We start from the raw sequence: 22,873 nt of genomic DNA on the forward strand, positions 1-22,873 counted from the left end.
GTGGATTACCGATGACACTTAAATTTGGTATTTTGGATCAAAGCATTGTATTCCCTGGTCAAACACCTGCGGAAGCGCTCAGAAACACAATTAAGCTAGCTCAGCTAGCAGAAGGACTAGGCTTCGAACGGTTTTGGGTATCCGAGCATCACGATTCTCCACAGATGGCGGGTGCCTCTCCGGAAGTGCTCATCTCCCACCTTCTAGCTCGGACGGAGACAATCCGCATCGGCTCAGGTGGTGTCATGCTCCAGCACTATAGTCCATATAAAGTTGCTGAGAATTTCAATGTGCTTGCGTCCTTGGCTCCAGGGCGAGTAGAGCTTGGCATTGGTCGGGCTCCGGGGGGGTTGCCTCGTTCGACTAAGGCTTTGCAGAAAGGGCAATCTGAGCCTGAATCCTTGGAAAATAAGCTAGCTGAGCTTGAGCAGTTCCTTCATGGTCCGCTCGGTGATGGTCAGCCGCTTGCAGGGTTGCAAGCGAATCCGTTACCGGTTCAACCCGCTGACATTTACATGCTAGGAACAAGTGTTTCAAGTGCTAGGCTTGCAGCAGAGAGAGGGTATCCCTATGCGTTCGCTCTGTTCATCAATAACGATCCAGAGGTTGCTAAAACGGCTTTCGATACGTACAGGAAGGAGTTTAATCGGGAGAAGGGAGCTGTTCCTAAGGCGATATTGGCACTTTCGGTTATTACTTCGGATACGGAAGAGGAAGCTAATGAATTAGCCGCTCATTTCAAGAGTGTTCGAGTAACCCTTGCGAGCGGGAAGACTGTGAATGTCGGGTCACTAGAACAAGCGGAGGAATTCGCGAAGCAAGCGGGAGAGACCTACACGACCGAAGTCCGCGATGCAGATATTACGAGAGGGACGAAAGAAGTTGTACGAAAGCGACTATTAAGTCTAGTCGAATTATACGATGTAGATGAGCTCCTGTTTACGACGATCATCCCTGATTTTGAGAAAAGAGTGCGATCCTTTCAATTAATTAAAGAAGCATTTGAGGAGCAAACGGTATAATGGGACAATAGGGTAAGAGAGGAGTGGTAAAAATGGGGACATTAAAAACGGATCCATTCGTGGAGCAATTGGTAGCTTATAGACGTCATCTCCATGCCAATCCTGAGTTGTCACATGAAGAGTTTGAGACGACAGCAGCGATTAGAACATGGCTTCAAGAAGCAGGCATCCGTATCGCGGATTTTTCACTTAAGACTGGCATTATCGCAGAAATTGGGGGCTTGCGTGGAGGGCCAACCATCGCTATCCGTGCAGATATCGATGCTCTTCCGATTCAGGAGGAAACAGGCTTGCCATTCGCTTCGCGCGTTCCTGGTAAGATGCATGCCTGCGGGCATGACTTTCATACAGCTGTATTGTTAGGTGCTGCGCTGCAGCTCAAAAAGAGAGAGCAGGAGCTTGTCGGGACAGTAAGGTTGTTATTCCAGCCGGCAGAGGAGAAGGCCAAAGGGGCTTCGCAAGTCATTGCTAGTGGTGCACTGAAAGGAGTATCAGCAGTCTTCGGTTTGCATAACAAGCCGAATCTTCCTGTAGGTACAATTGGCATTAAAGCGGGCCCAATTATGGCGGCGGCGGATGGCTTTATCGTTGAAGTAGAAGGGCGTGGCACTCATGCAGCTGTACCGGAGGCGGGGATAGACCCTATTGTCACTTCGGCTCATATCATTACCGCACTTCAATCGATCGTCAGTCGTAACGTAAGTGCCTTGGATAGTGCCGTTATAAGTGTTACGCGGTTAAATAGTGGGACGGCATGGAATGTCATAGCGGAAAAAGCGATATTCGATGGTACTCTTCGGACATTCGATGAGCGTGTGCGCGTATCGGTGCGAGAGCGTATGGAGCAAGTTGTTACTGGCGTCGCCACAGCATTCGGAGCAAGTGCAAAGGTCCAATGGCTCGAAGGTCCACCGGCTGTTGTGAATGATCCGAAGTGGGCACAATTAGCTGCTCGAACTTCCGAATCTCTCGGCTTGTCGGTCGTAGAACCGATACCTTCTCCGGCAGGAGAGGATTTCTCCTTTTACCTGCAAGAGACACCAGGTATCTTTTTCTTCTTAGGCACATCTGGACCGCAGGAATGGCATCATCCCGCATTCGATATCGACGAGAGAGCACTGCCGATTGGAGCCTCCTTCTTCGCTGCATTAGCGGTTGATGCATTAGCTCAATTAACAGGGTCTTCTCTCAAGTAGGAGGAAGCATGACTCGACACATATACGATGTTATCGTCGTTGGCGCTGGTTCGATGGGAATAAGTGCAGGCTATGAGTTAGCACGAAGAGGACTAAGGACGTTACTGATTGACGCATTCGATCCGCCTCATCAGATGGGCAGCCATCATGGCGAGTCACGCTTGATTAGGCATGCTTATAGTGGGGGGCCAGCTTATGTGAAAATGGCGCTTAGAGCAGATGAGCGTTGGTTGGAGCTGGAAAAGCTGACTGGTGAGAAGCTGCTTGAACGTTCGGGCGTGCTGAATTTATATGACCCAGCACAATACTCTTACGATGATCGAATCCAAGATACGATAGATCATGGAGTCATTACAGAATCGTTAAACGCGTCTCAAATCCGCGAACGCTGGTCAGGCGTTCAAGTACCGGAGAGTTATCGTGCGATGTATGAGACGAATGCAGGCTACCTATTTAGTGAACGGTGCATTGCTGCCTACAAGAAGCTAGCTCTTCAATCGGGCGTAACCTTGCTCACCCATACAGTCGTGACCAAGATAATAGCGGAGAAGTCATTCGTCTCTGTCTCGACGAAAGAGGATGAGTTTATTGCGCATAAAGTTATAGTTAGCGCGGGTGCTTGGTTTCGTTCCTTTGCGTCCCTCATAGATTTGCCGATTAAGGCAGTTCGCAAAGTAGTTGGCTGGTTTGAACCGAGCGACAGCTCCTTTGATGCGGGTGTTTTCCCTGGATTTACGGTAGGGGACAGTAGCGGTGGATATTATGGATTTCCGAGCATTGGGGGCGCAGGTGTGAAAATTGGTCGCCATGATACGGGAGTCGATTGGCAGGAGGGCGAAGTGCTTGCTCCATTCGGGGCATACCCAGAGGACGAGGATGATTTGCGAAGCACCTTGGAATCGTTCCTGCCTGGCGCTGCTGGGAAGCTTCTACAAGGTGCGGCTTGCAAATACGAGATGACACCGGATGAGCATTTTATCATCGATACACATCCTGAGCATCCGAATATCTTACTGGCTGGAGGATTCTCCGGACATGGTTTTAAGTTTGCTAGTGTGGTAGGAGAAATGTTGGCGGATCAAATTGAACTAGGGAGATGGGGGCAGGATGTTCAATTGTTCTCCGCATCCAGATTCTCGTCAAACATTCATAATAGCTAGATTACGTTATTATAGGAGGAATCATCTATGAGTCAACCGCTTATCCCCGTAGATATCGATACTTACGCACATACTTATGAACAGCTTCAGCAAGCCATAGAAGGCCTGACCGATGATCAATTGAAATGGAAAGCTGGCGACAAGCATTGGAGTGTTACTGAGGTGTTGACCCATCTGGCTGATCATAATCTCATCGTCTCGTTCCGCATTCGTGAAATATTGTCCGGATCAGAAGCACGCTTGCCCGCATTTAACCAAGATCCATGGGTTGCAGGGCAAAAAGCTAATGAAGGCAAAGCTTCAGATGCACTAGATATTTTCAGAAATCTATTGCAGTATAATAGCTTGTTATTTCAGCGATTGACCGCTGAGGAATGGAGTAAAACTGGAGTGAATTTTAAGGGAGAAACGGTGACGCTATCTGCCATCGTTCTAGCCTTCATCGCTCATGTTCATGTCCATCTCAAGCAAATCGATAGAATCAAGCAAGGAGAAGTTAGCTCACAAAATTCTAGTTGTACGATATAGAGGTTTAAAATCTTTTCTTATGGAGAGCAGGTGGAGGAAATGTTGGATCATAAAGTCATCGTCCGTGAAGCACGGGATTCCGATCGGGAGGCGGTTATTAAAGTTCTCGTAGACGCCTATCAGCAATATGAGAAGAAGCTATCGGAAGAACGGTGGAATCAGTATAAGGAGAACATTTTATTAACGATTGACTCGTCTACAACGAAATCGAGGCTTGTTGCAGAAGTGGACTCAGAAGTGGTTGGAAGTGTGTTTATCTATGATTCTGCAGAGGCAGCGTATGGATCATCGGAATTGGATATTCGTAATCCTATCATTCGCTTGCTCGGCGTATCTCAGAGAGCCCGCGGGTTCGGGGTAGCGACGGAATTGATTCGGTCAAGCGCGAAGCTATCGCTTGAATGGGGGGCCGACACTCTCCATCTGCACACCTCCGATATGATGGATTCGGCTGTGAGACTTTATGAGCGACTAGGCTTCGAGAGGGCCTTTGATCAGGAGTACTGGAATGGTGATTTGCTTGTGAAGAGCTATCGTTTGGAGCTAAAGAAAACCACGCTATTACACGTTTAAGGGAGGCTTTAACAATGACAAAGCGTAAAAAGATCAAATTCGGTGCACTTGTTCACGGAGTAGGCGGTAATATATCTGGCTGGAGGCATCCGGAAGTATTACCGGACGCAAGTGTCAATTTCCCTTACTATAAAGAGCAGGTTCAAATCGCTGAATCCGGTAAAATCGATCTCGTTTTTATCGCGGATGGACTGTATATTAACGAGAAATCCATTCCTCATTTCCTGAACCGCTTTGAACCTCTAACGCTTCTGTCCGCCTTAGCTTCGGTGACGAGTAAGATTGGCCTTGTCGGCACCTTATCCACCTCCTATAGCGATCCTTTCACCGTTGCTAGGCAGTTCAGCTCTCTTGATCATTTAAGTGGTGGGCGTGCGGGGTGGAATCTGGTCACTTCTCCGCTTGAGGGGTCCGCGAAAAACTTTGGCAAGCCAGAGCATCCATCGCATGATGAACGTTACAAAATCGCGGAGGAGCACCTTGAGGTAACCCGCGGCTTGTGGGATTCATGGGAGGACGACGCTTTCGTTCGCAATAAGGAATCGGGAGTATTCTTCGATCCCTCCAAGCTACACCAGCTCGGTCACAAGGGTAAATATTTTAATGTTCAAGGTCCACTTAATATCGCGAGATCGAAGCAGGGACAGCCGGTCGTATTCCAAGCGGGTTCTTCCGAAAGTGGGAAGAATCTTGCAGGTAAAGGTGCGGATGCCGTCTTCACGGGTCATGAAACTCTGGAAGAGGCGAAGGCATTTTATAAGGATGTCAAAAGTCGCACAGTAGCTAATGGTCGGTCGGTTGATGACATTGTTATTTTACCAGGCATTGCGCCTATTATAGGTAGAACGCAAGAGGAAGCTGAGCGCAAATATGAGGAAATCGCAAGCTTGGTTAGCATCCAGAACGCGCTTGACTTTTTAGGTCGCTTCTTCGAGCATCACGACTTCTCCCAATATCCATTGGACGAACCGTTTCCGGATATCGGGGACTTAGGAAGTAATAGCTTCCGAAGTGGTACAGATAAAATCAAAAAGACTGCGAAGGAGAAGGGGCTAACCTTACGACAGGTTGCTTTGCAATCAGCAACTCCTCGCGGGCCATTCATTGGAACAGCAGAGCATGTAGCGGACTTGATTCAGAAGTGGTACGAGGAAGAAGCAGGGGATGGCTTTATCATTTACTCTGCATTGCCAAGTGGACTACGTGATTTCGTGGAATTGGTCATTCCGATCTTGCAGGAACGGGGCATCTATCGCACAGAGTATGAGTCCGATACCCTGCGCGGTAATCTGGGGTTGCAGATTCCGGTTAATCGGCACACTGTTGCTCATGTAAGTAACTGAGGAAGGCGCTTGAGAAGCTGCAGAAATCCTCGGTTATTATCATTTCCTGGGGAATGAATTTTCTTGAATAAGAGGCTAGCTTGCTTTAAAATAAAGGAAGCAATAGCCTAAAAAAATAGATTCAGGCAATGGTGCCTTAGGGTCTAAGAGCGATATTCGTTCTTAGACCCTGGGCACCTTTTTGTTTGTCGCGAGTATTCTTGCAACTGCAGGGTGGCTTAGATTGCAGCGCGCCAATTTGAGGGAATCGTCGCAGTAGTTCGGTGAAACCGAACTGTAGCGCACCAATTGGGGCATATCATCGCTGTAGTTCGATGAAACCGAACTGCAGAGCGCCAATTGGTGCAAATCCGCGCTGTAGTTCCGTGTAACCACACCAATAGCACCAACCAGCACCCGCAAATCCGCTACACAGTCCTAAACCAACTATTTTTTTAAATTCGTGAGGTGAGGTGAAGGGAGTGAACCGTCAGCCGATACGAGGAGTTCCGCTTGCAATAAGAGTCATTCCAAATGTAGATGCAAGCCTAGCGAAGCAATTGAAGCTAAGGGAGGGCATTCGCAGCCTTGGGATGTTCACTTCAACTGTTGACGATGTTGGATATACCGCGTTAGATGAAGCGACTAAGAAAGCTGCTGTTGAAGTCGTGTATGCCCGCTCTTTTTACGCGGGCTCAGGCAATGCTTCGGGTCCTCTATCAGGGGAATTCATCGGGATAATCGGTGGAGAGAATCCTTCTGAAGTACAAAGCGGATTAGATGCTGCACTTACGCTTATGGAAAGCGGAGCGTGCTTCTATTCCTTGAATGAGGAAGGGACGCATGCATATTACGCTCATGTCATCTCCCGGACTGGTTCGTATTTATCCAAGGTAGCGGGGATCCCCGAAGGAGAACCTTTAGCATATTTGATTGCTCCTCCTCTGGAAGCGATGTTTGGATTGGATGCTGCGTTGAAGGCAGCGGACGTTAAGCTTTGTCAGCTATATGGCCCGCCAACAGAGACGAACTTTGCAGGAGGGCTGCTAACCGGAAGTCAATCGGCTTGCACAGCTGCAGCTGAAGCTTTTGCGAATGCGGTATATGAAGTGGCACGTGAACCGAGGAAATAAGGTGGGGTGATTAAGGTTGATAACGAGAACGTTAGCGCTTGGAATCATCGAAACCTGGGGCGTTCCAGCACTCATTGCAGCAGCTGACGCAGCGGCCAAAACAGCCGATGTACAGGTAACGACTTACGAGAAAGTGGATGCAGGCATCGTGACCATTTATTTGCTAGGTGATGTTGCAGCAGTAAAGACCGCTGTTGAAGCGGGGGGCGAAGCAGCAAAGCGGATAGGTAAGCTTCTTGGCACACATGTCATTCCGCGCCCAGATGCATCGGTATATGAGATGGTTAAAGCGATGCAACAGCCGCAACGTGGCATTCAACAAGTAACGAAGGAAGTCATTCCAATTGAGAGCGACACAACGGACAGTATTGATTCTGATCACATTAAAATGAAAGTGAAGGAACTCCGCAATCTGGCTTTTGCAGCACCTGATTTTCCCCTCTCGGAGAAAGAAATCAAGAAAGCGAATAAAGCTTATCTGGCGAAGCTTCTGAGCGAACGGGATAGCAGGGATGAACATGGCGGTGAATCGCCATGAAGCTAGATGGTGATTTACTAGGCATTCAGGAAGTAAGGAACATGTTACATGAGGCAAAACAAGCGCAGAAGCTCCTGGAGCAGATGACCCAATCTGAGGTAGATGAGATTGTGACGCAAATGGCGCGATCTGCAGAAGCGGAAGCGGAGAGACTAGCGGCTCTCGCGGTGGACGAGACAGGCTTCGGATTAACAGCGGACAAAAAAGCTAAAAACCTATTCGTAGCAAAGGATGTTTACGACGCGATCAAAGATATGAAAACCGTAGGCATCATCCACAAGGACGAGCACAAGCAGGTGTGGGAAATCGCCCAACCGATGGGTGTGGTAGCAGCGATTATCCCCTCGACGAATCCGACTTCGACGGTGCTATTCAAATGTATGATCGCATTGAAAGCGCGGAATGCCATTGTGATAAGTCCGCATCCTTCTGCCCTTCGCTGTTCTGTGGAATCGGCGAACCTAATGCATGATGCAGCAGTTAAGGCAGGAGCACCTCCCGGTTTAATTCAATGTCTAACTCATCCGTCGATCGAAACGAGTAACGAGCTCATGAAGCACAAGCTGACGGATATCATTCTCGCAACAGGTGGGACAGCGATGGTCAAGGCGGCGTACAGCTCGGGAAAACCAGCATACGGTGTCGGCCCCGGCAACGTTCCGGTGTACATTCATCAAAGTGCGAACGTCCGACAAGCCGTTTCCCGGATCATTCAGAGTAAAACGTTTGATTATGGGACGATTTGCGCCTCTGAGCAAGCTTTAGTTGTGGATGACGCGATTAAGTCTCAACTCGTTGAGGAGCTTAAGCGACAAGGTGCTTATTTCCTTAACGAGCAGGAGAAGCAGAAGATAGCCTCAATCTTGACGGTAGGTAAAGGGATGAATCCTAAGGTTGTAGGGAAATCCCCGCAGGTTATTGCCGCGCTGGCAGGGATAAGCATCCCCGAGAATATACGCGTGATCATTGCCGAAGAAATATCAGTTGGTCTTGCGCACCCCTTTTCCGTTGAGAAGCTGTGCCCCGTGCTTGCACTCTACACCGTGACGGATTGGCAGGAAGGCTGTAAGCGATGTATAGAGCTGTTAGAGCAAGGCGGGCTAGGTCATACACTGGGTATACATTGCGAGGATTTACCTATTATCGAAGCGTTCGGATTGGAGAAGCCAGCTTCTCGAATTGTTGTGAATACCGGTACGACTTTCGGTGGGATTGGAGCAACGACAGCGATTATGCCTTCCATGACACTTGGCTGCGGATCATTCGGAGGGAACATCACCTCTGACAATATCGGCCCGCAGCATTTGCTTAATACGAAGCGCGTTGCCTTTGGCATTCGTGAGATGCCCCAATCCACGATACCCCTTCCAGTTCAGCAGCAAGCCGAACAACGAGTCGCCGAGACGATTAGCTCAAGTGGGAATTTCGATAAGCTGGGAATTACCCGCGAAGAAGTTACGCGGATTGTTCAGAGAGTATTTGCAGAAATGCAAAAATAAAGAGGAGGAATTATAAATGGCAGGAGAATTGACAGCATTAGGAATGATCGAAACAAAAGGGTTAGTGAGCTCGATTGAGGCTGCAGATGCGATGGTGAAAGCGGCTAATGTGAAGCTGATTGGCAAGGTCCATGTTGGTGGGGGGCTCGTTACAGTTATGGTGCGTGGAGACGTGGGTGCCGTGAAGGCTGCAACCGATGCAGGAGCTGCCGCAGCGGAGAAAATTGGGGAGCTTGTATCGGTGCACGTCATTCCTCGCCCGCATTCCGACATCGAATTCATTCTTCCGAAGCTTGAAGGCTAAACCGAGCGATGGCGCACATTACGGAATTGAGCTTGCGCGCCATGCTGGGGCGGGGCAAAGGGCTCCCCAATCCTTTTCCACTAAGCGTGGGTGACAAGCTTACTCCTGCAGCTGCCGATTTTCTGAAGCAACGAAATATTGGCTTAGTGCGGCCAAGGCAAGATGACCGAGACCGAGTCCGCGACTTAACCATCCACCCACTTATTCCTGTAGGTGTATCTGGACGACACGTTCATCTGTCAGCAGAGCATATTACTGCTTTGTTCGGTGCTGGACACAAGCTAAGACCGCTTCGCGAGCTATCCCAGAAAGGGCAATATGCTACGCAGGAAACCGTTACGATTGTCGGACCAAAGGGGAAGATCCCAGACGTGCGAATTCTCGGTCCTTCTCGTGGGACGACGCAGGTGGAGATTTCGCGAACGGATGGGTATCGAATAGGGGTGAACCCATTGGTCAGACTGTCCGGGGATATCCAAGGTACGCACGGAATTACTCTGGTGAGCCATACGGGTAGCATAATCGAGATCAAGGAAGGCTTGATCGTAGCGCGTAATCATGTTCATTTCTCTCCCGAAGATGCGAAGCTACTCCATGTTGCTCAAGGCGATCGGCTCAAATTGCAGACGCAAAGTGAACGACCGCTTATTTTCGCAGATGTGATTGCTAGAATTAGCTCTCATTATTCACTTGAATTTCATATCGATACAGATGAGGCTAATGCCGCTCATTTGGATACGGGTCATACAGTAAGACTGATAGGGATTAACGGTAAAATGAAGGATTCCGTCGAGGGGGAGCTATCGTGAGCATGGAAATGAAGCCAATGATTGAATCTATCGTTCGCGAGCTGTTCTACACTTGGCAACGGGATGCCGTTCAACCCCCCAAGCCTAAGGTGCTCTACATCTTCTGCGACAGTACAGCTCATGAGGCATACACGGATCATTTTATCTATTTGAGCAATAACGGTGTGTGTTACGACATATTGTTCCTGGACGGTGAAACCTCAGCCTGGCTCGGCATGCATAAGCTTGAATGCGGTGGTGTAGGTCAGATCCTTATGGCGGATGAGTTTGCTCCCGCACCATTAGAAGTTCCACGAGATTATGAGGGTATCGTGATCCCCGAGCTTGATCTGGACAACGCGGCGCGAATCGCTCTAGGGATGAAAGGCACGATAAAATCAGAAATTGCCTTTTCCGCACTGGTCCAAGGGAAATTTGTACTCGTTGGTGAGGATAGCTCAGGGTTAAAGCGGTCGGATCGACGAACGATGAAGACAATCGTGCTGCCGCAACCTTTCATCAACTTGTTTTCCTATTATAAGCAGGAGCTTGGGATGTATGGTGTGGAGTTTGGCGAACAAAAGCGATTGGCTGAGCTCGTTGTTCGCAAATTCCGCTTGGAGCAGGCAGAACATGTAGAACAGTCAGGAGCAGCAGTAACAGAGGCCGTCATGATCGACAGAGGCGAGGACAACAACAACAAGAATCAACTCCCTTTCGAAGGCAAGCTAGTAAGTGCAGACTGGGTAGCTACAGAGCTAAAGAATCATCGGTTTCGTACCTTGATCATTCGTCGTCGGACTCTTATCACTGCGCTTGCGAAGGATCTGCTGAAGGCCAACGGTATTGCTGTCCAGTACGCTGACGAAGGGTGAGATTCGGATGTTTCTAGGAAGAGTCATCGGTAGCGTGTGGGCGACGCAGAAGGAAGAAGGGATGGATAATCTGAAGCTGATGGTCATACAGCCCATTGATTTCCATCATTGCAACGCCGGACATCATATCATTGCCGCGGATCGAATCGGAGCTGGAATTGGCGAGAAAGTCATCGTGTCGAGGGGAAGCCCAGCAAGAGTGCTTTTCAACCATAAGATGGTGCCGATAGACGCTATGATTGTTGGTATTGTAGATAGCTTTGAGGTGACAGACGGGATTGAGAGGGAGGAAGAGGCATGGAACAACCGAAACAGCGGGTAATCCAGGAATATGTCCCCGGTAAGCAACTAACATTGTGTCATGTCATTGCAAATCCCGATCCAATCTTGTATTCGAAGCTAGGTCTTGAAGGCGGAACTGCCATTGGAATTCTCACTTTAACACCAACAGAGACGGCCATTATTGCGGCAGATGTAGCAACGAAAGCCGCAAGTGTGGGAATTGGTTACTTGGATCGCTTTACGGGTTCACTTGTGATTACTGGAGAAGTATCGGCAGTGGAGATGGCATTGCGTGCGGTGAACGTGTTCCTACAAGAAAAGCTCCAATTCTCAATCGCTTCTATTACGAGGTCATAGCTCATGAGAAGGATCATGCTAATTGGGGCGGTGGGTTCAGGGAAGTCATCATTAATTAGAGCGTTGCTGGAGCACGAGCACCAAGTTGTTAAGACGCAAAGCTTAGTTTATCATGACAACTTAATTGATACACCTGGAGAATATACCGAGAATCCACTTTTCTATCGCTCCCTTATGGCAACCTCCCACCAGGCAGCGGCCGTATTGCTCGTGCAGGATGCGACAAAGGATAGAAATGCTTTTCCACCGGGCTTCGCTGGAGGCTTTCCTGTTCCTACGTTTGGTGCGATTACGAAAATCGATCACCTGGATGCGAATTCCGATCAAGCGATTACCCTACTTAGGCAAGCCTTAACAGAAGGTGCAATATTCCCAACTTCAGCACATTCCAATCGTGGAATCAAAGAGCTACAGGCACATTTAGCACAATTCATGGATAAACAAAAGTAGTAAAAATACGACAGTTTGTTTCGACAACGAACAAGCATTTCTTATGTCAGAATAGAATCGATCGGGCAAATCCAAGACTAAGAGGGATTTTCTATGATATCGATTAGGGAGCTCTGCCTGGAGCATACCGTACTAAACTCGCAAGATGCCGAATTGATAGAAGATTTGGCTATACATTTGCAATTAATCGCGGACGTATCGCAAGCGGATGTATTTATTGATTGTCCTATGCTAGACAAAGGATCGGCACTTGTAGTCGCTCAAGCTCAACCCACTACCGCATCTTCTCTTTATCGAACATCAGTTATCGGCCAGTATGCATATGCACACAATGAACCCGCGGTCATGTTTAGCTTACTGTCAGGACAATCCGTTATTGGCTCCCGAGGAATCTCTCAGGAACAGATCGCTATGCAACAGAATGTTTCTCCCATCGTTGGCCGTAATGGCAATGTCATCGGTGTGTTGATCATGGAGCAGGATATTTCCGAGAAAGTAGAGCAAGAACGTAATGTGGAACGACTGCTAGAAACAACAGAACAGCTAAGTGAGACATTGCTCACGGTAGCGATGTCTGAAGGAAGAGTGCAGTCTCTTATGCACGAGGGGATCATCTTGTTCGACGAACAGGAACGGATGACCTATATGAATCCCCGGGCTAGAGCTTTATTACGCGAAATCGGTCACGTAGCTATTGCAGAAGGTGATGAAATCACGCAGTTATTTTTTAATCGGATCCAATGGCGAAATGTATTTGGGCCTACAGGAATGATGTGTCAGGAGCTACAAATTGGAAAAATAGTATTTGAGCTTAAGGCGGTATCGATCTATCGTGGCAATCAGACAGTAGGGGGGCTGATGCTCATTCGCGATATTTCCGACCTGAGGGAGAAGGATAAGCAGCTGATGCTTAAGTCCGCGGTTATTAAGGAAATCCATCATCGGGTCAAAAATAATTTACAAACAGTATCCAGCCTCCTCCGTCTTCAGATGCGCAGAACGAAGCATGAGGAAGTCGAGCGGGTATATCGCGATAGCATTAACCGAATTAACAGCATTGCCGTTATTCACGAAATGCTAGCCTACGAGGGCATGGATACGATTCACTTCAACGATGTTGTCGATCGCATTTCGAAAAATATTTTATCATCGTCGGTTAAGCCCGATCAGGCAATACGCGTTAAGTTAGCGGGTGACGAGCTCATGCTGCCGTCCGATATGGCGACAACGTTGGCGCTTGTCGTCAATGAATTGATTCAGAACTGCGTACTACATGCGTTTAGGGAACGTTCAACCGGTGATATCCAATTGATGTTTAATAACCGTGATTTAATTATGGAAATACAAGTTATGGATAATGGATCGGGGATTATAGCTCACGGTAACGGGGAGGAAAGAACCCATCTCGGGCTGAAAATCGTCGAGACGTTGGTAGAGGAAAATTTAGGGGGAAATATTAGCGTTATATCCGATGGGCGAGGAACGAATGTCCGTATTGCATTCCCGGCTGCATACATCCCGACTGAAGGAGGATGAGTGTTCTTGAGGCCTTCCATTGTGCTAGTAGATGACGATCCGATCATTCGAATGGATATCCGTGAGATGTTGGAGGAACGTGGTTATTTAGTCGTCGCTGAGGCTAAGAACGGCGAGGAAGCAATCGAACTTGCGGTCAGATGGAAGCCGGATTTGGTCATCATGGATATGAAGATGCCAATCATGAATGGGATCAAAGCTACGCGGATCATTCGTAAGGTTGTGGACTGTGCGGTGCTCATGCTGACGGCCTACAGCCAACATGAAACAGTCCAAGATGCCCGCATGGCTGGTGTGACCGCCTATTTGGTTAAACCAGTATCGGAGGAGAATTTGATCCCAGCGGTTGAGATTGCGCTTAGTCAGAAGGAGCAAATGGATACGTTAAAAGAAACACTTATGCAGTTGAAGCAATCGGTTGAAGATCGTAAAGCGGTCGAGAAGGCGAAGGGCATCGTCATGCAAGCTTATGCCTTAAACGAGGAAGACGCTTATCGGAAAATGCGGGGCGCTAGTATGGAGAGCCGTATTTCCCTGAACAAGCTTGCAGAGTACATATTGGAAGGTCGCACAGAGCAACTGTCCGGAATGACTGGGAACGGGTGATGTGTGAATGGACGGTTCGTGGATCACGAGTGCGGGAATCGATATTGGCACGAGTACGACGAAAATCATTATTAGCCGACTAAAGCTCGTTCGAGCATCAAGCGCGCTGAGCCTACCTCGTTATGAGATCGCAGAACGCCAGCTTCTCTATGCAAGTCCGATTTATCAAACCCCACTTAAGAGCTGGGATGAAATTGATGCTGACCGTGTGTGGTCAATTGTATCGGGGGAACTTGCTAAGGCTGGAATAACTAAGGCGGACCTTAAATCAGGCGCGGTTATCATTACAGGGGAAACGGCAACGAAAGCAAATGCAAGTTCGATCGTCCACTTGCTTTCTGAGCGATCCGGAGATTTCGTCGTGGCCACGGCGGGTGCGGATTTGGAGGGCTACTTAGCCGGTAAAGGAGCCGGAGCCGATCGGCGCTCTAATCAAATCAGGGGTGCAGTTGCGAATATCGATGTCGGTGGCGGTACGGCGAATGTGGCGATATTCCGGCGTGGTAAAGCGATAGGAACGGTGACGTTCCATATTGGGGGTAGGCTGATCCAACTGGGTGAAAGGGGAAATCTACTTTACATTTCTCCTTCTATCCGTCCATGGCTTAACTATCGCGGGTATAAGCTTGAGAGGGGCAGCTCCATCACCTTTATTGATCTTAAGGAGCTCTGCCAGCAGCTTTGCCGAAGTCTGCTTCGATATTTGTCCGGCAATGCTTCGTCTGAGCAGACCTATGAAGCTCACACATTGCTGCTCGGCAAACCGCTCAACCCATTACCAGATATGGAAGAGTGGATGGTATCGGGTGGGATCGGTAAGCTCATGCAAGATCAGGCACCCGTCACGCTGGCTGAGACAGCGATTTTTCAAGACATTGGACCACTACTCGCACATACGTTGAAGGAATGCATGAATGAATATTCTTTACGATGGATAGAAGCAGAGGAGACGGTCCGGGCAACCGTTATTGGAGCGGGTATGCAGAGCACGGAAATAAGCGGAGCAACCGTTCATTTAAATGCCAAGCTATTGCCCATACGCAACCTGCCTGTATTAAAGCTGGATATTAACGAAGCGATGTTCCATCCTCCGATAGAGCTTGGGCATGCTGTGGAAGAGACGCTTCGCGGGAGTACTTCCTTGTTTGATTCGGAAGCATCACCTCCATTCGCACTTTCGGTTACGGGTACATTTGCTCTGAACTATGTTAATCTTCAACAGCTTGCCGAACAATTACATATACGATTTATTCGTTATTTTCCAAATAGTGAGGTTATGGTCGTCATCTGCGAAAGAGATATCGCACAGGCGCTAGGGCAAGCTTTGCAAAGACGCGCTGGATCAGGTTTGCAAGTGATATGTATCGATCAGATTCGAGTTGAACATGGGGATTACATTGATCTGGGAGAGCCCATCTCGGGGATGATGATTCCGGTTGTAGTGAAGACACTCGCTTTCTCACAAAGGGATGGGGGGATGGACAGTTGAACTTGACGACGACTGTACTCGGCAAAACCTATCAGTTGAAAAGCTTAAAGGAAGTACTTGCTAAAGCGAATGAGGAGAAGTCTGGGGATCAACTCGCAGGGATTACGGCCGAGGATGCCAAGGAAAGAATGGCGGCTAAGTTGATTTTGTCCGATCTGACCCTGGGCGACATTCGTAACCATCCCCTACTCCCTCCGGACATAGATGAGGTTTCCAGGGTTATTGAGGATGCGGTGAATGATAAGATCTATAACGAAATCAGGGGCTGGTCCGTCGCGGAGCTGCGAGAATATTTGCTTCGTCAGGAGACGGGGAACAATGAGATTCGCCGGATATCCAGAGGATTGACGAGCGAGATGGTAGCGGCGGTTACGAAGCTCATGAGCAATCTTGATCTGGTGCAAGCGGCAGCGAAGATCGAGGTCCAATCACATTGCAACATTACGATCGGACAGAGGGGGGTACTTTCCGGGCGTGCCCAACCCAATCATCCTACGGATAATATCCAAGGGATGAAAGCTTCGTTATTCGAGGCTTTAAGCTACGGGATTGGTGATGCGGTTATCGGAATTAACCCAGTCATCGATTCAGCGGATAGCGTCAAGAATATTCTGCTTGCGACCAAGGAAGTGATGGAGAAGTGGAGCATTCCGACGCAGAACTGCGTGCTGGCACATATTAAAACCCAGATGAAGGCGATTCGCCAAGGGGCTCCGGCGGATATGGTGTTTCAAAGCCTGGCTGGGACGGAGGATGGCAACAAAGCGTTCGGAATTGATGTGGCACTCCTCGATGAGGCAGATGAATTAATTCGGCGGGAAGGTACAGGAACCGGACCTAACTTGTGGTATTTCGAAACCGGACAGGGCTCAGAATTGTCGGCAGAGGCACATCATGGCATCGATCAAGTGACGCTTGAAGCGCGCTGCTATGGATTGGCTCGGAAGTATAAGCCTTTTATCGTCAATACGGTCGTTGGTTTCATTGGGCCAGAGTATTTGTATGACAGCAAGCAGGTCATTCGGGCAGGTCTTGAGGATCACTTTATGGGGAAAATCCAGCAAATTCCGATGGGTGTGGATGTCTGCTATACGAACCACATGAAGGCGGATCAGAACGATATGGATAATCTAGCCGTGCTGCTCGCAGCTGCCGGGGTCAACTATATTATAGGAGCCCCGATGGCAGATGATTGTATGCTGAATTATCAGTCCACAAGCTATCACGATATTGCGACACTCCGAGAGACGATGCGACTTAGACCTGCGCCCGAGTTCGAGGGCTGGCTGAACCGGATGGGCATTATGGAGAACGGTCGATTAACGCCACTCGCAGGAGATCCGACGGTATTTATGTGAACGCGAAGGGAGGAAACATCATGATTCCATCCATCGAATTAGATCAATTCGTCGATCGGGTGATGGCTGAGCTTGAGAAGAAGCTTGGCTCACCAGACGTTTCGGTAACGACGGAATCGGCAAACTCCAATGCAGTAACTCATTCTGCAACCGATTCTGGTGTCGTGACGATCAAAGTTCCTCAGCCCCGATGGGAAGAAGGGTTAGCGGAATTGATCGAGAGCACTCCTGCGCGAATCGGAGTATGGAGAACAGGAACGAGACCGCTAACGAAGGAGATGCTGAAATTTCGTTGCGATCACGCGGCTGCAATCGACTCCATCTATGGGGAAGTTAATGAGAAGCTGCTGGAACAATTCGGGTTGTTTACTGTGGATACGTGCTACGAGAACACAGAGAATTACTTGAGACGTCCAGACATGGGGCGGATCATTACCGAACGCGGAATGGATTTGATTCGCGAAAGCTGCAAGGCTAAGCCACAGGTTCAAATCGTCGTTTCGGATGGCCTAAGTGCCAACGCGATTGATGCGAACTTGCCGGATGTTTATCCTTCGTTGCTCGATTCGCTCACTGCTTATGGGCTCAAGGTGGGTACACCTTTTTTCGTAAAAGGGGGAAGGGTTGCGGTGATGGATCACATCGGGGAGCTGCTACAGCCAGATGTGTTCGTACTGTTGATCGGTGAACGCCCAGGCCTTGTTTCCTCTAAATCGATGAGCGCCTACCTATGTTATCAGCCGCGCAAAGGAACGGTGGAAAGCGATCGCACAGTCATTTCCAACATCCATCCAGGGGGAACTCCTCCGGTGGAAGCGGGCGCCTATATCGGTACTCTTGTACATAAAATGCTAGAACAGAAAACGAGCGGAATTCATCTTGATTTGTAAAGTCATGGACTTAGGTGGAGGAGGTGGGGAGGATGGCAATGGGGATCGGAATCGCGCTGATTGCAGTTACGTGTTTGTTTGCGCTATGGATCGTTCGTCTTGCGGGGAAAAACGTACGCAATTTCGACGAGAGCAAGCATGAAAGCTTTATCGGGAAATAAGCTCGATGGGGATTGCCACACGTGTGGATTAGCTTTAGAAAATGCCGAGGAGGGTAACAGTATGAGTACTCAAACCCATCACCATGAAAAAGACAAACAGGACTTGAATAAGTTCGGTTACGCGCAGGAGCTACTACGCAGCATGGGCGGTTTTTCTAACTTTGCGATTTCATTCTCAATCATTTCTATCCTTACCGGTGCAGTTTCCTTATATGGTCATGGACTAAGCTACGGTGGTCCGGGCATGATGGGCTTCGGTTGGCCTCTCGTTGCGTTATTCGTTATGATTGTTGCGGCGGCTATGGCCGAGCTAGCATCGGCGATTCCGACGGCGGGTGCATTGTATCATTGGGCATCCATACTTAAGAATAAACGTTGGGGTTGGTATACAGCTTGGATTAACCTCATCGGGCAGATCGGAATCGTAGCTGGGATCGATTATTCCGTCGCTTTGTTTGCCGATCCACTTCTATCTGATGTGTTCGGCTACGAATCCACTCTAACGACGATATTGATCTGCTTCGCAGTAATCCTGCTAAGCCACGGCGTACTTAACCATATCGGGATTCGTAGTGTTTCCAGATTGAATGATTTCTCTGCATGGTACCATATTGGTGTTGTGCTCGTACTCGTCGTGTCGCTCGCCTTTTTCTCCAAAGGTAGCTTGAACAGCTTCGACTATTTGTTCAAGGTTGGAGAGACATTCTCCGATAAGCCATATATGTTTGCATTCCTCATTGGTCTCCTGCAAGCACAGTGGACGTTTACGGGCTTTGACGCTTCTGCACATACGATAGAAGAAACGGTAAATCCTCGCGTACGCGCTCCTTGGGGAATTTTCACGTCAGTGGCTTACTCGTTTTTCTTCGGGTTCATCATGCTTGCTTTCGTTACGCTGTCTATTAAAGATGCCGGCGCGGCAGCTGGCGCAGACAATGCCTTTATTTATGTCATCAGCCAAGCTCTCGGAGGAACCTTCGGTAAAGTCGTGCTATGGCTCGTCGTGGCCGCAATGTGGTTCTGCGGGCTGTCCTCGATCACCTCTTTCTCCAGGATGATGTATGCCTTCTCCCGCGATAAGGGGATGCCGGGTAGTAGGCATTGGGCACAAATTTCTAAGAAGTTCCGTACACCAGCGAAAGCAATCTGGCTTGCTGTTGTGCTTTCGTTCTTGCTTGCCCTTATCGACTACATTATTAAGCAATCGAATCCGGATACAGCCTATACGACAATTGCTTTCTTAACTGCAGTAAGCGTTGTCGGCTTATATGTCGCTTATGGAATTCCGATTGTGCTGAAAATGATGGCGAAGGCAAATGGAAAATTCCAAGCGAAGCATTTGGGTCCATGGCATCTAGGGAAATATAGTAACTTTATTGGTATTCTTGCGATACTGTGGATTGTCTTCATTTCGGTCATTATGGTTATTCCGCCGAATGAGATGGCTGGCTATGCGCTTGGTGGTATGGTTATTGTGCTCATCATTATGGATTTTGCCTATTACAGGAAGCACTTCCCTGGTCCGCAAGCGGCCCTGAATACTTCCATGACTGAGATTCTCCGTCGGGAAAAAGAATTGGAGAGTAACTCGTCAGGCGGGGGCTCCGGCATCTCGCATAAAGGTTAAATAGATTGCTAAAGCAACCCCCGCCGAGAGAGCGAGATCGGCGGGGGTTATTATATCTTTATAGAGAGCGAGTATAGAAGGCGATTTGGAAATTGTTCAGATCCACAGGAAATTTCTGCAAGCCTATCGCCTTCTCCAAATCTATCTCCCAGACTTTATTCCAGTTTGTCGTGGCAGAAGCTGGTTCCTCAGCAGCCGTTGTACCGAAGAGCAAAGACTGGGATAATAAGAAGAGAGTAATGAACAGGGATGTAAATTTCTTTAATGAAGTATAAGCTGACACGACGATACCTCCATAATCAATCGATTCTCATAGTATCATAGAGGATTTCCCGATTTTCCCATAAACTTTTTAAGTTAAATTAACCAAGAATAAACATAAGAGCTTGACATCATAGGGAGACTAACAAATGCAAACCACGTCGGAGAAAATATTTACACACCCGCTAGGCATTATGGCGGCGGCATCAGGAGCGACTTTCCTATGGGGGAGTGCTTTTCCAGTTATTAAGCTTAGCTACGACGAATTAGGCATTGGAAAAAATGATGTTTACGAACAGATCCTATTTGCGGGATATCGCTTTACGTTAGCGTCTATCTTGATTTTATTGTTCATGAAGTTAATAGGTAAGAGTATCGCCTTTCAACGAGGAACTTTGCTCGGGGTAGGCCGAATCGGCATGTTCCAGACGCTACTGCAATATGTCTTCTTCTATTATGGAATAAGCAGCTCAACGGGGGTTCAAGGCTCGATAATCGCGGGGACGACGTCATTTTTTCAAATTCTATTAGCCCATTATATGTATGCGAGTGATAAAATAACGCTTCGTAAGCTGGTTGGACTTATGGTTGGATTCGCTGGGGTTGTGATCGTGGGCATGTCCAAGGGTTCGTTATCGATTCAATTCGGTGTGGCAGAAATATGCTTACTGTTAGCGATGTTCTTCGGAGCCCTTGGTAATGTGCTATCGAAGAAAGAATCCGGACGTCTTGAAATTTTGTACATGACCGCTTATCAAATGCTGTTAGGAGGATTAGCGCTCTTCTTAATCGGAGCAGTAGGAGCGGGGGTTTTACCGTTCGAGTTTACGTGGAAAGCGTCATGGATGCTACTCTACCTTGCTATATTATCCGCTCTTGGATTCGTACTGTGGAATACAGTCATGAAATATAACAAGGTTGGAAGCATCTCGATGTATCTTTTCTTAATTCCAGTGTTCGGTGTTTTCCTATCGGCAATCCTGCTGAACGAAGAGCTCCATGCATTCGTGTGGGCAGCGCTCGCGTTAGTCGTTAGCGGCATTGTGATCGTGAACCGGGCGAAGGTGCCACAGACCGAGAGTACAAAGTAGAAAACTGAATAACAAAGATTCAATAGATGTAGCCGCGTTTATCAAATCTTGAATGCGATCAACGCGGCTTTTAACTCATGGGACATGCTGTTCAATGAATCTGCGGATTCTGAAATATTAATCATCGATCCGAGTTGATCTTCAGTCGTCGCAGCAACAGTCTGGGATTTATGAAGCGATTGTTCGGCAATGCTAGCTAACTCGGTTAGAGAGGCGGCCAATTGCTCTGAGCTTGCAGACATTTGCTCCGCTGAAGAGGCAATTTCCTGAACCTCAGATGAGACGTTGACATTGGACTGGACAATCCGTTCAAAGGTTTGACCTGCAACATCTACCAGCTCCATGCCTAGTTTGATCGCCTTGACTCCGTCTTGTATTTCATTAAGGACATTGTGCGTTTCAGCTTGAATGATGTGTACTAAGTCGGATATGGAATGTGCGGAGCTTGCCGATTGAACGGACAATTTCTTAATTTCATTAGCAACGACTGCAAATCCACGACCGGATTCACCTGCTCTTGCAGCTTCAATTGAGGCGTTTAGAGCTAGTAGATTCGTTTGACCGGATATATCCTCTATAACCTCTAAAATAGAATGAATCTCCTCGATATGTTCACCTAATTGTTTCATCGCTATGGATGCTTTACCTATAGTAAGCTGAATAGATCCCATTTGCCCAACAGCGGTGCGAATGGCTTCATTTCCTTGCGTAGCTTCCTGGGTTGCCTCAAGCGAAACCTGTGTCGCATTGTAAGTCGCTTCGGCTATTCGCTGGATTACGATGCTCATTTCAGACATAGATAGGGAATTATCGTTCATGCTTTCCGTTTGTCTCATGGATCCTGTGGCCACGGACTGAACAGCATTTGTAATTTTCTTTGTTGCCATCGTCATTTGCTCGGCACTACCAGATAACTGTTCTGAGGATAATGTAATTCGTTCTGCATTCTCATGTACTTTAGTAACGACTAAGCGTAAATTCCCAACCATCTGATTCATGGCTTTAGCAAGCTGGGCAATTTCATCCTTTGTTTTGGATTCCATTTGTCCTCCGCGCAAATCCCCTGTGGCGATGGTCTGAATTCTGAATATGATCTGTACAAGCGGTTTAATAATCGTACTGGATAAATAGAAGGCAATACTAATCCCTAGCATAATGCTAATTATCGTCAAGACGATAATGATATTCGTATTACGAGAGAGAGTGTGGATAAGCGCTTCTTTGTCCGTGTTAATATGAGCTAGTGAGGATGCTGCAACCTGCTCGAAGCCTTCCATGAGGTCGCGTGCGACGGGCTCCGTAGAGGTGGTCATGCTATTTAAGGCTTTATCGAGATTTCCCGATGCATAGGAAGGGAATATTTCATCCTCGACCATCGTTCTCCATTTATCATTTAATTCAATTAGCTTCTTATTTTCTTCCGAGGGATTAAGCTCGATCAGCTTTTTTTGAAGCGTTTTGCTTGTTTCTGTATATCTCCTGAAATCAGCCATGAACGAGTTATCGCCAAACAGAACATATCCACGGACGATCGCTATTCTTTGAGAAACGTTTTTAGATAATTGTTCACTGACGGTCACCAATTCCATATCATTTGAGACCATTTTATGAACCTGCTGTTGGCCTACTCTCATGCTTATGGAAGCGGAGGCTCCCGCGATGACAAGAAGAATGAGGATAGTCGTAAATCCCAGCAGTATTTTGTACTTTAAGCTTTTCATCAAGTGAGGCCTCCTTATCGACCGTAGGATAGATTTCTTTGGTCGCGGTCTCACCCCATATTATTTAATAGTAAAGCGTTTGCATAGTAATGCCTATGTACAATAA

25 protein-coding genes are annotated in these 22,873 nt (G+C 48.0%); 23 read left to right on the forward strand and 2 right to left on the reverse strand.

Annotated features, from left to right (window positions below):
• The first annotated feature begins 11 nt into the window (after positions 1–11).
• The 22 genes from M1K58_RS21445 to M1K58_RS21550 all read left to right on the forward strand — a co-directional run bounded on the left by M1K58_RS21445 (position 12) and on the right by M1K58_RS21550 (position 19,694).
• A complete protein-coding gene (locus tag M1K58_RS21445; RefSeq protein ID WP_256760922.1) occupies positions 12–1,022 on the forward strand; it encodes an LLM class flavin-dependent oxidoreductase in 1,011 nt (336 codons plus the stop codon).
• A 32-nt stretch (positions 1,023–1,054) separates the two neighbouring features.
• Positions 1,055–2,218, forward strand: coding sequence for an amidohydrolase (locus M1K58_RS21450; protein ID WP_256760923.1), 1,164 nt, complete (start codon positions 1,055–1,057; stop codon positions 2,216–2,218).
• Positions 2,219–2,226: 8 nt separating this feature from the next.
• Positions 2,227–3,378, forward strand: coding sequence for an N-methyl-L-tryptophan oxidase (gene solA, locus M1K58_RS21455; RefSeq protein ID WP_256760924.1), 1,152 nt, complete (start codon positions 2,227–2,229; stop codon positions 3,376–3,378).
• Positions 3,379–3,405: 27 nt separating this feature from the next.
• The gene (locus M1K58_RS21460; protein WP_256760925.1) at positions 3,406–3,906 is read left to right on the forward strand and encodes a DinB family protein; all 501 of its coding nucleotides are present in this window, start codon (positions 3,406–3,408) and stop codon (positions 3,904–3,906) included.
• A 39-nt stretch (positions 3,907–3,945) separates the two neighbouring features.
• Entirely contained in the window at positions 3,946–4,479 is a 534-nt protein-coding gene (locus M1K58_RS21465) for a GNAT family N-acetyltransferase (protein WP_256760926.1), read from the forward strand.
• Positions 4,480–4,493: 14 nt separating this feature from the next.
• Complete coding sequence (locus M1K58_RS21470; protein ID WP_256760927.1) at positions 4,494–5,822, forward strand: LLM class flavin-dependent oxidoreductase; 1,329 nt, start codon at positions 4,494–4,496, stop codon at positions 5,820–5,822.
• 461 nt (positions 5,823–6,283) lie between these two features.
• Positions 6,284–6,934 (forward strand): ethanolamine utilization microcompartment protein EutL, encoded by a 651-nt coding sequence (gene eutL / locus M1K58_RS21475; RefSeq protein ID WP_256760928.1) that lies wholly within the window; start codon positions 6,284–6,286, stop codon positions 6,932–6,934.
• 16 nt (positions 6,935–6,950) lie between these two features.
• On the forward strand, positions 6,951–7,472 hold the full coding sequence (locus M1K58_RS21480; RefSeq protein ID WP_256760929.1) for a BMC domain-containing protein: 522 nt from the start codon (positions 6,951–6,953) through the stop codon (positions 7,470–7,472).
• Positions 7,469–8,971 carry an acetaldehyde dehydrogenase (acetylating) gene (locus M1K58_RS21485; protein ID WP_256760930.1) on the forward strand — a complete coding sequence of 501 codons (1,503 nt, stop codon included), beginning with the start codon at positions 7,469–7,471 and terminating at the stop codon, positions 8,969–8,971. Before M1K58_RS21480 ends, M1K58_RS21485 begins: the two co-directional genes overlap by 4 nt.
• A 16-nt stretch (positions 8,972–8,987) precedes the next feature.
• A complete protein-coding gene (gene eutM / locus M1K58_RS21490) occupies positions 8,988–9,275 on the forward strand; it encodes an ethanolamine utilization microcompartment protein EutM (RefSeq protein ID WP_256760931.1) in 288 nt (95 codons plus the stop codon).
• Positions 9,276–9,283: 8 nt separating this feature from the next.
• Positions 9,284–10,084 carry a phosphate propanoyltransferase gene (gene pduL, locus M1K58_RS21495; protein ID WP_256760932.1) on the forward strand — a complete coding sequence of 267 codons (801 nt, stop codon included), beginning with the start codon at positions 9,284–9,286 and terminating at the stop codon, positions 10,082–10,084.
• A 2-nt stretch (positions 10,085–10,086) separates the two neighbouring features.
• The gene (locus tag M1K58_RS21500) at positions 10,087–10,938 is read left to right on the forward strand and encodes a hypothetical protein (protein WP_256761002.1); all 852 of its coding nucleotides are present in this window, start codon (positions 10,087–10,089) and stop codon (positions 10,936–10,938) included.
• Positions 10,939–10,945: 7 nt separating this feature from the next.
• Complete coding sequence (locus M1K58_RS21505; protein WP_256760933.1) at positions 10,946–11,260, forward strand: EutN/CcmL family microcompartment protein; 315 nt, start codon at positions 10,946–10,948, stop codon at positions 11,258–11,260.
• The gene (locus M1K58_RS21510; protein ID WP_256760934.1) at positions 11,236–11,577 is read left to right on the forward strand and encodes a BMC domain-containing protein; all 342 of its coding nucleotides are present in this window, start codon (positions 11,236–11,238) and stop codon (positions 11,575–11,577) included. The genes M1K58_RS21505 and M1K58_RS21510 overlap by 25 nt, the downstream gene beginning before the upstream one ends.
• A gap of 3 nt (positions 11,578–11,580) precedes the next feature.
• A complete protein-coding gene (locus tag M1K58_RS21515; protein ID WP_256760935.1) occupies positions 11,581–12,027 on the forward strand; it encodes a EutP/PduV family microcompartment system protein in 447 nt (148 codons plus the stop codon).
• 93 nt (positions 12,028–12,120) lie between these two features.
• Entirely contained in the window at positions 12,121–13,563 is a 1,443-nt protein-coding gene (locus tag M1K58_RS21520) for a sensor histidine kinase (RefSeq protein ID WP_256760936.1), read from the forward strand.
• Between the two features lie 6 nt (positions 13,564–13,569).
• A complete protein-coding gene (locus tag M1K58_RS21525) occupies positions 13,570–14,169 on the forward strand; it encodes an ANTAR domain-containing response regulator (RefSeq protein ID WP_256760937.1) in 600 nt (199 codons plus the stop codon).
• Between the two features lie 7 nt (positions 14,170–14,176).
• Positions 14,177–15,658: an ethanolamine ammonia-lyase reactivating factor EutA gene (locus M1K58_RS21530; RefSeq protein WP_256760938.1), complete on the forward strand. Its 1,482-nt coding sequence runs from the start codon at positions 14,177–14,179 to the stop codon at positions 15,656–15,658.
• Positions 15,655–17,016, forward strand: a complete 1,362-nt coding sequence (locus tag M1K58_RS21535) for an ethanolamine ammonia-lyase subunit EutB (RefSeq protein ID WP_256760939.1) — start codon at positions 15,655–15,657, stop codon at positions 17,014–17,016. The genes M1K58_RS21530 and M1K58_RS21535 overlap by 4 nt, the downstream gene beginning before the upstream one ends.
• A 20-nt stretch (positions 17,017–17,036) precedes the next feature.
• The gene (eutC, locus tag M1K58_RS21540; protein WP_256760940.1) at positions 17,037–17,906 is read left to right on the forward strand and encodes an ethanolamine ammonia-lyase subunit EutC; all 870 of its coding nucleotides are present in this window, start codon (positions 17,037–17,039) and stop codon (positions 17,904–17,906) included.
• A 32-nt stretch (positions 17,907–17,938) separates the two neighbouring features.
• Positions 17,939–18,067, forward strand: a complete 129-nt coding sequence (locus tag M1K58_RS21545) for a hypothetical protein (protein ID WP_256760941.1) — start codon at positions 17,939–17,941, stop codon at positions 18,065–18,067.
• Between the two features lie 61 nt (positions 18,068–18,128).
• Positions 18,129–19,694, forward strand: coding sequence for an amino acid permease (locus M1K58_RS21550; protein ID WP_256760942.1), 1,566 nt, complete (start codon positions 18,129–18,131; stop codon positions 19,692–19,694).
• Between the two features lie 58 nt (positions 19,695–19,752).
• On the opposite strand, the gene M1K58_RS21555 is transcribed toward M1K58_RS21550, so the two are convergent.
• Positions 19,753–19,977 carry a hypothetical protein gene (locus tag M1K58_RS21555; RefSeq protein WP_256760943.1) on the reverse strand — a complete coding sequence of 75 codons (225 nt, stop codon included), beginning with the start codon at positions 19,975–19,977 and terminating at the stop codon, positions 19,753–19,755.
• 127 nt (positions 19,978–20,104) lie between these two features.
• Here M1K58_RS21555 and M1K58_RS21560 point away from each other — a divergent pair, with 127 nt between their 5' ends.
• Positions 20,105–21,046: a DMT family transporter gene (locus tag M1K58_RS21560; RefSeq protein ID WP_256760944.1), complete on the forward strand. Its 942-nt coding sequence runs from the start codon at positions 20,105–20,107 to the stop codon at positions 21,044–21,046.
• 41 nt (positions 21,047–21,087) lie between these two features.
• Here the strand turns inward: M1K58_RS21560 and M1K58_RS21565 are convergent, their stop codons facing one another.
• Positions 21,088–22,767, reverse strand: a complete 1,680-nt coding sequence (locus M1K58_RS21565) for a methyl-accepting chemotaxis protein (protein ID WP_256760945.1) — start codon at positions 22,765–22,767, stop codon at positions 21,088–21,090.
• Positions 22,768–22,873: the final 106 nt, after the last annotated feature.

Origin of the sequence: Cohnella sp. WQ 127256 (assembly GCF_024519285.1) — a bacterium.
Taxonomy (GTDB): domain Bacteria; phylum Bacillota; class Bacilli; order Paenibacillales; family Paenibacillaceae; genus Cohnella.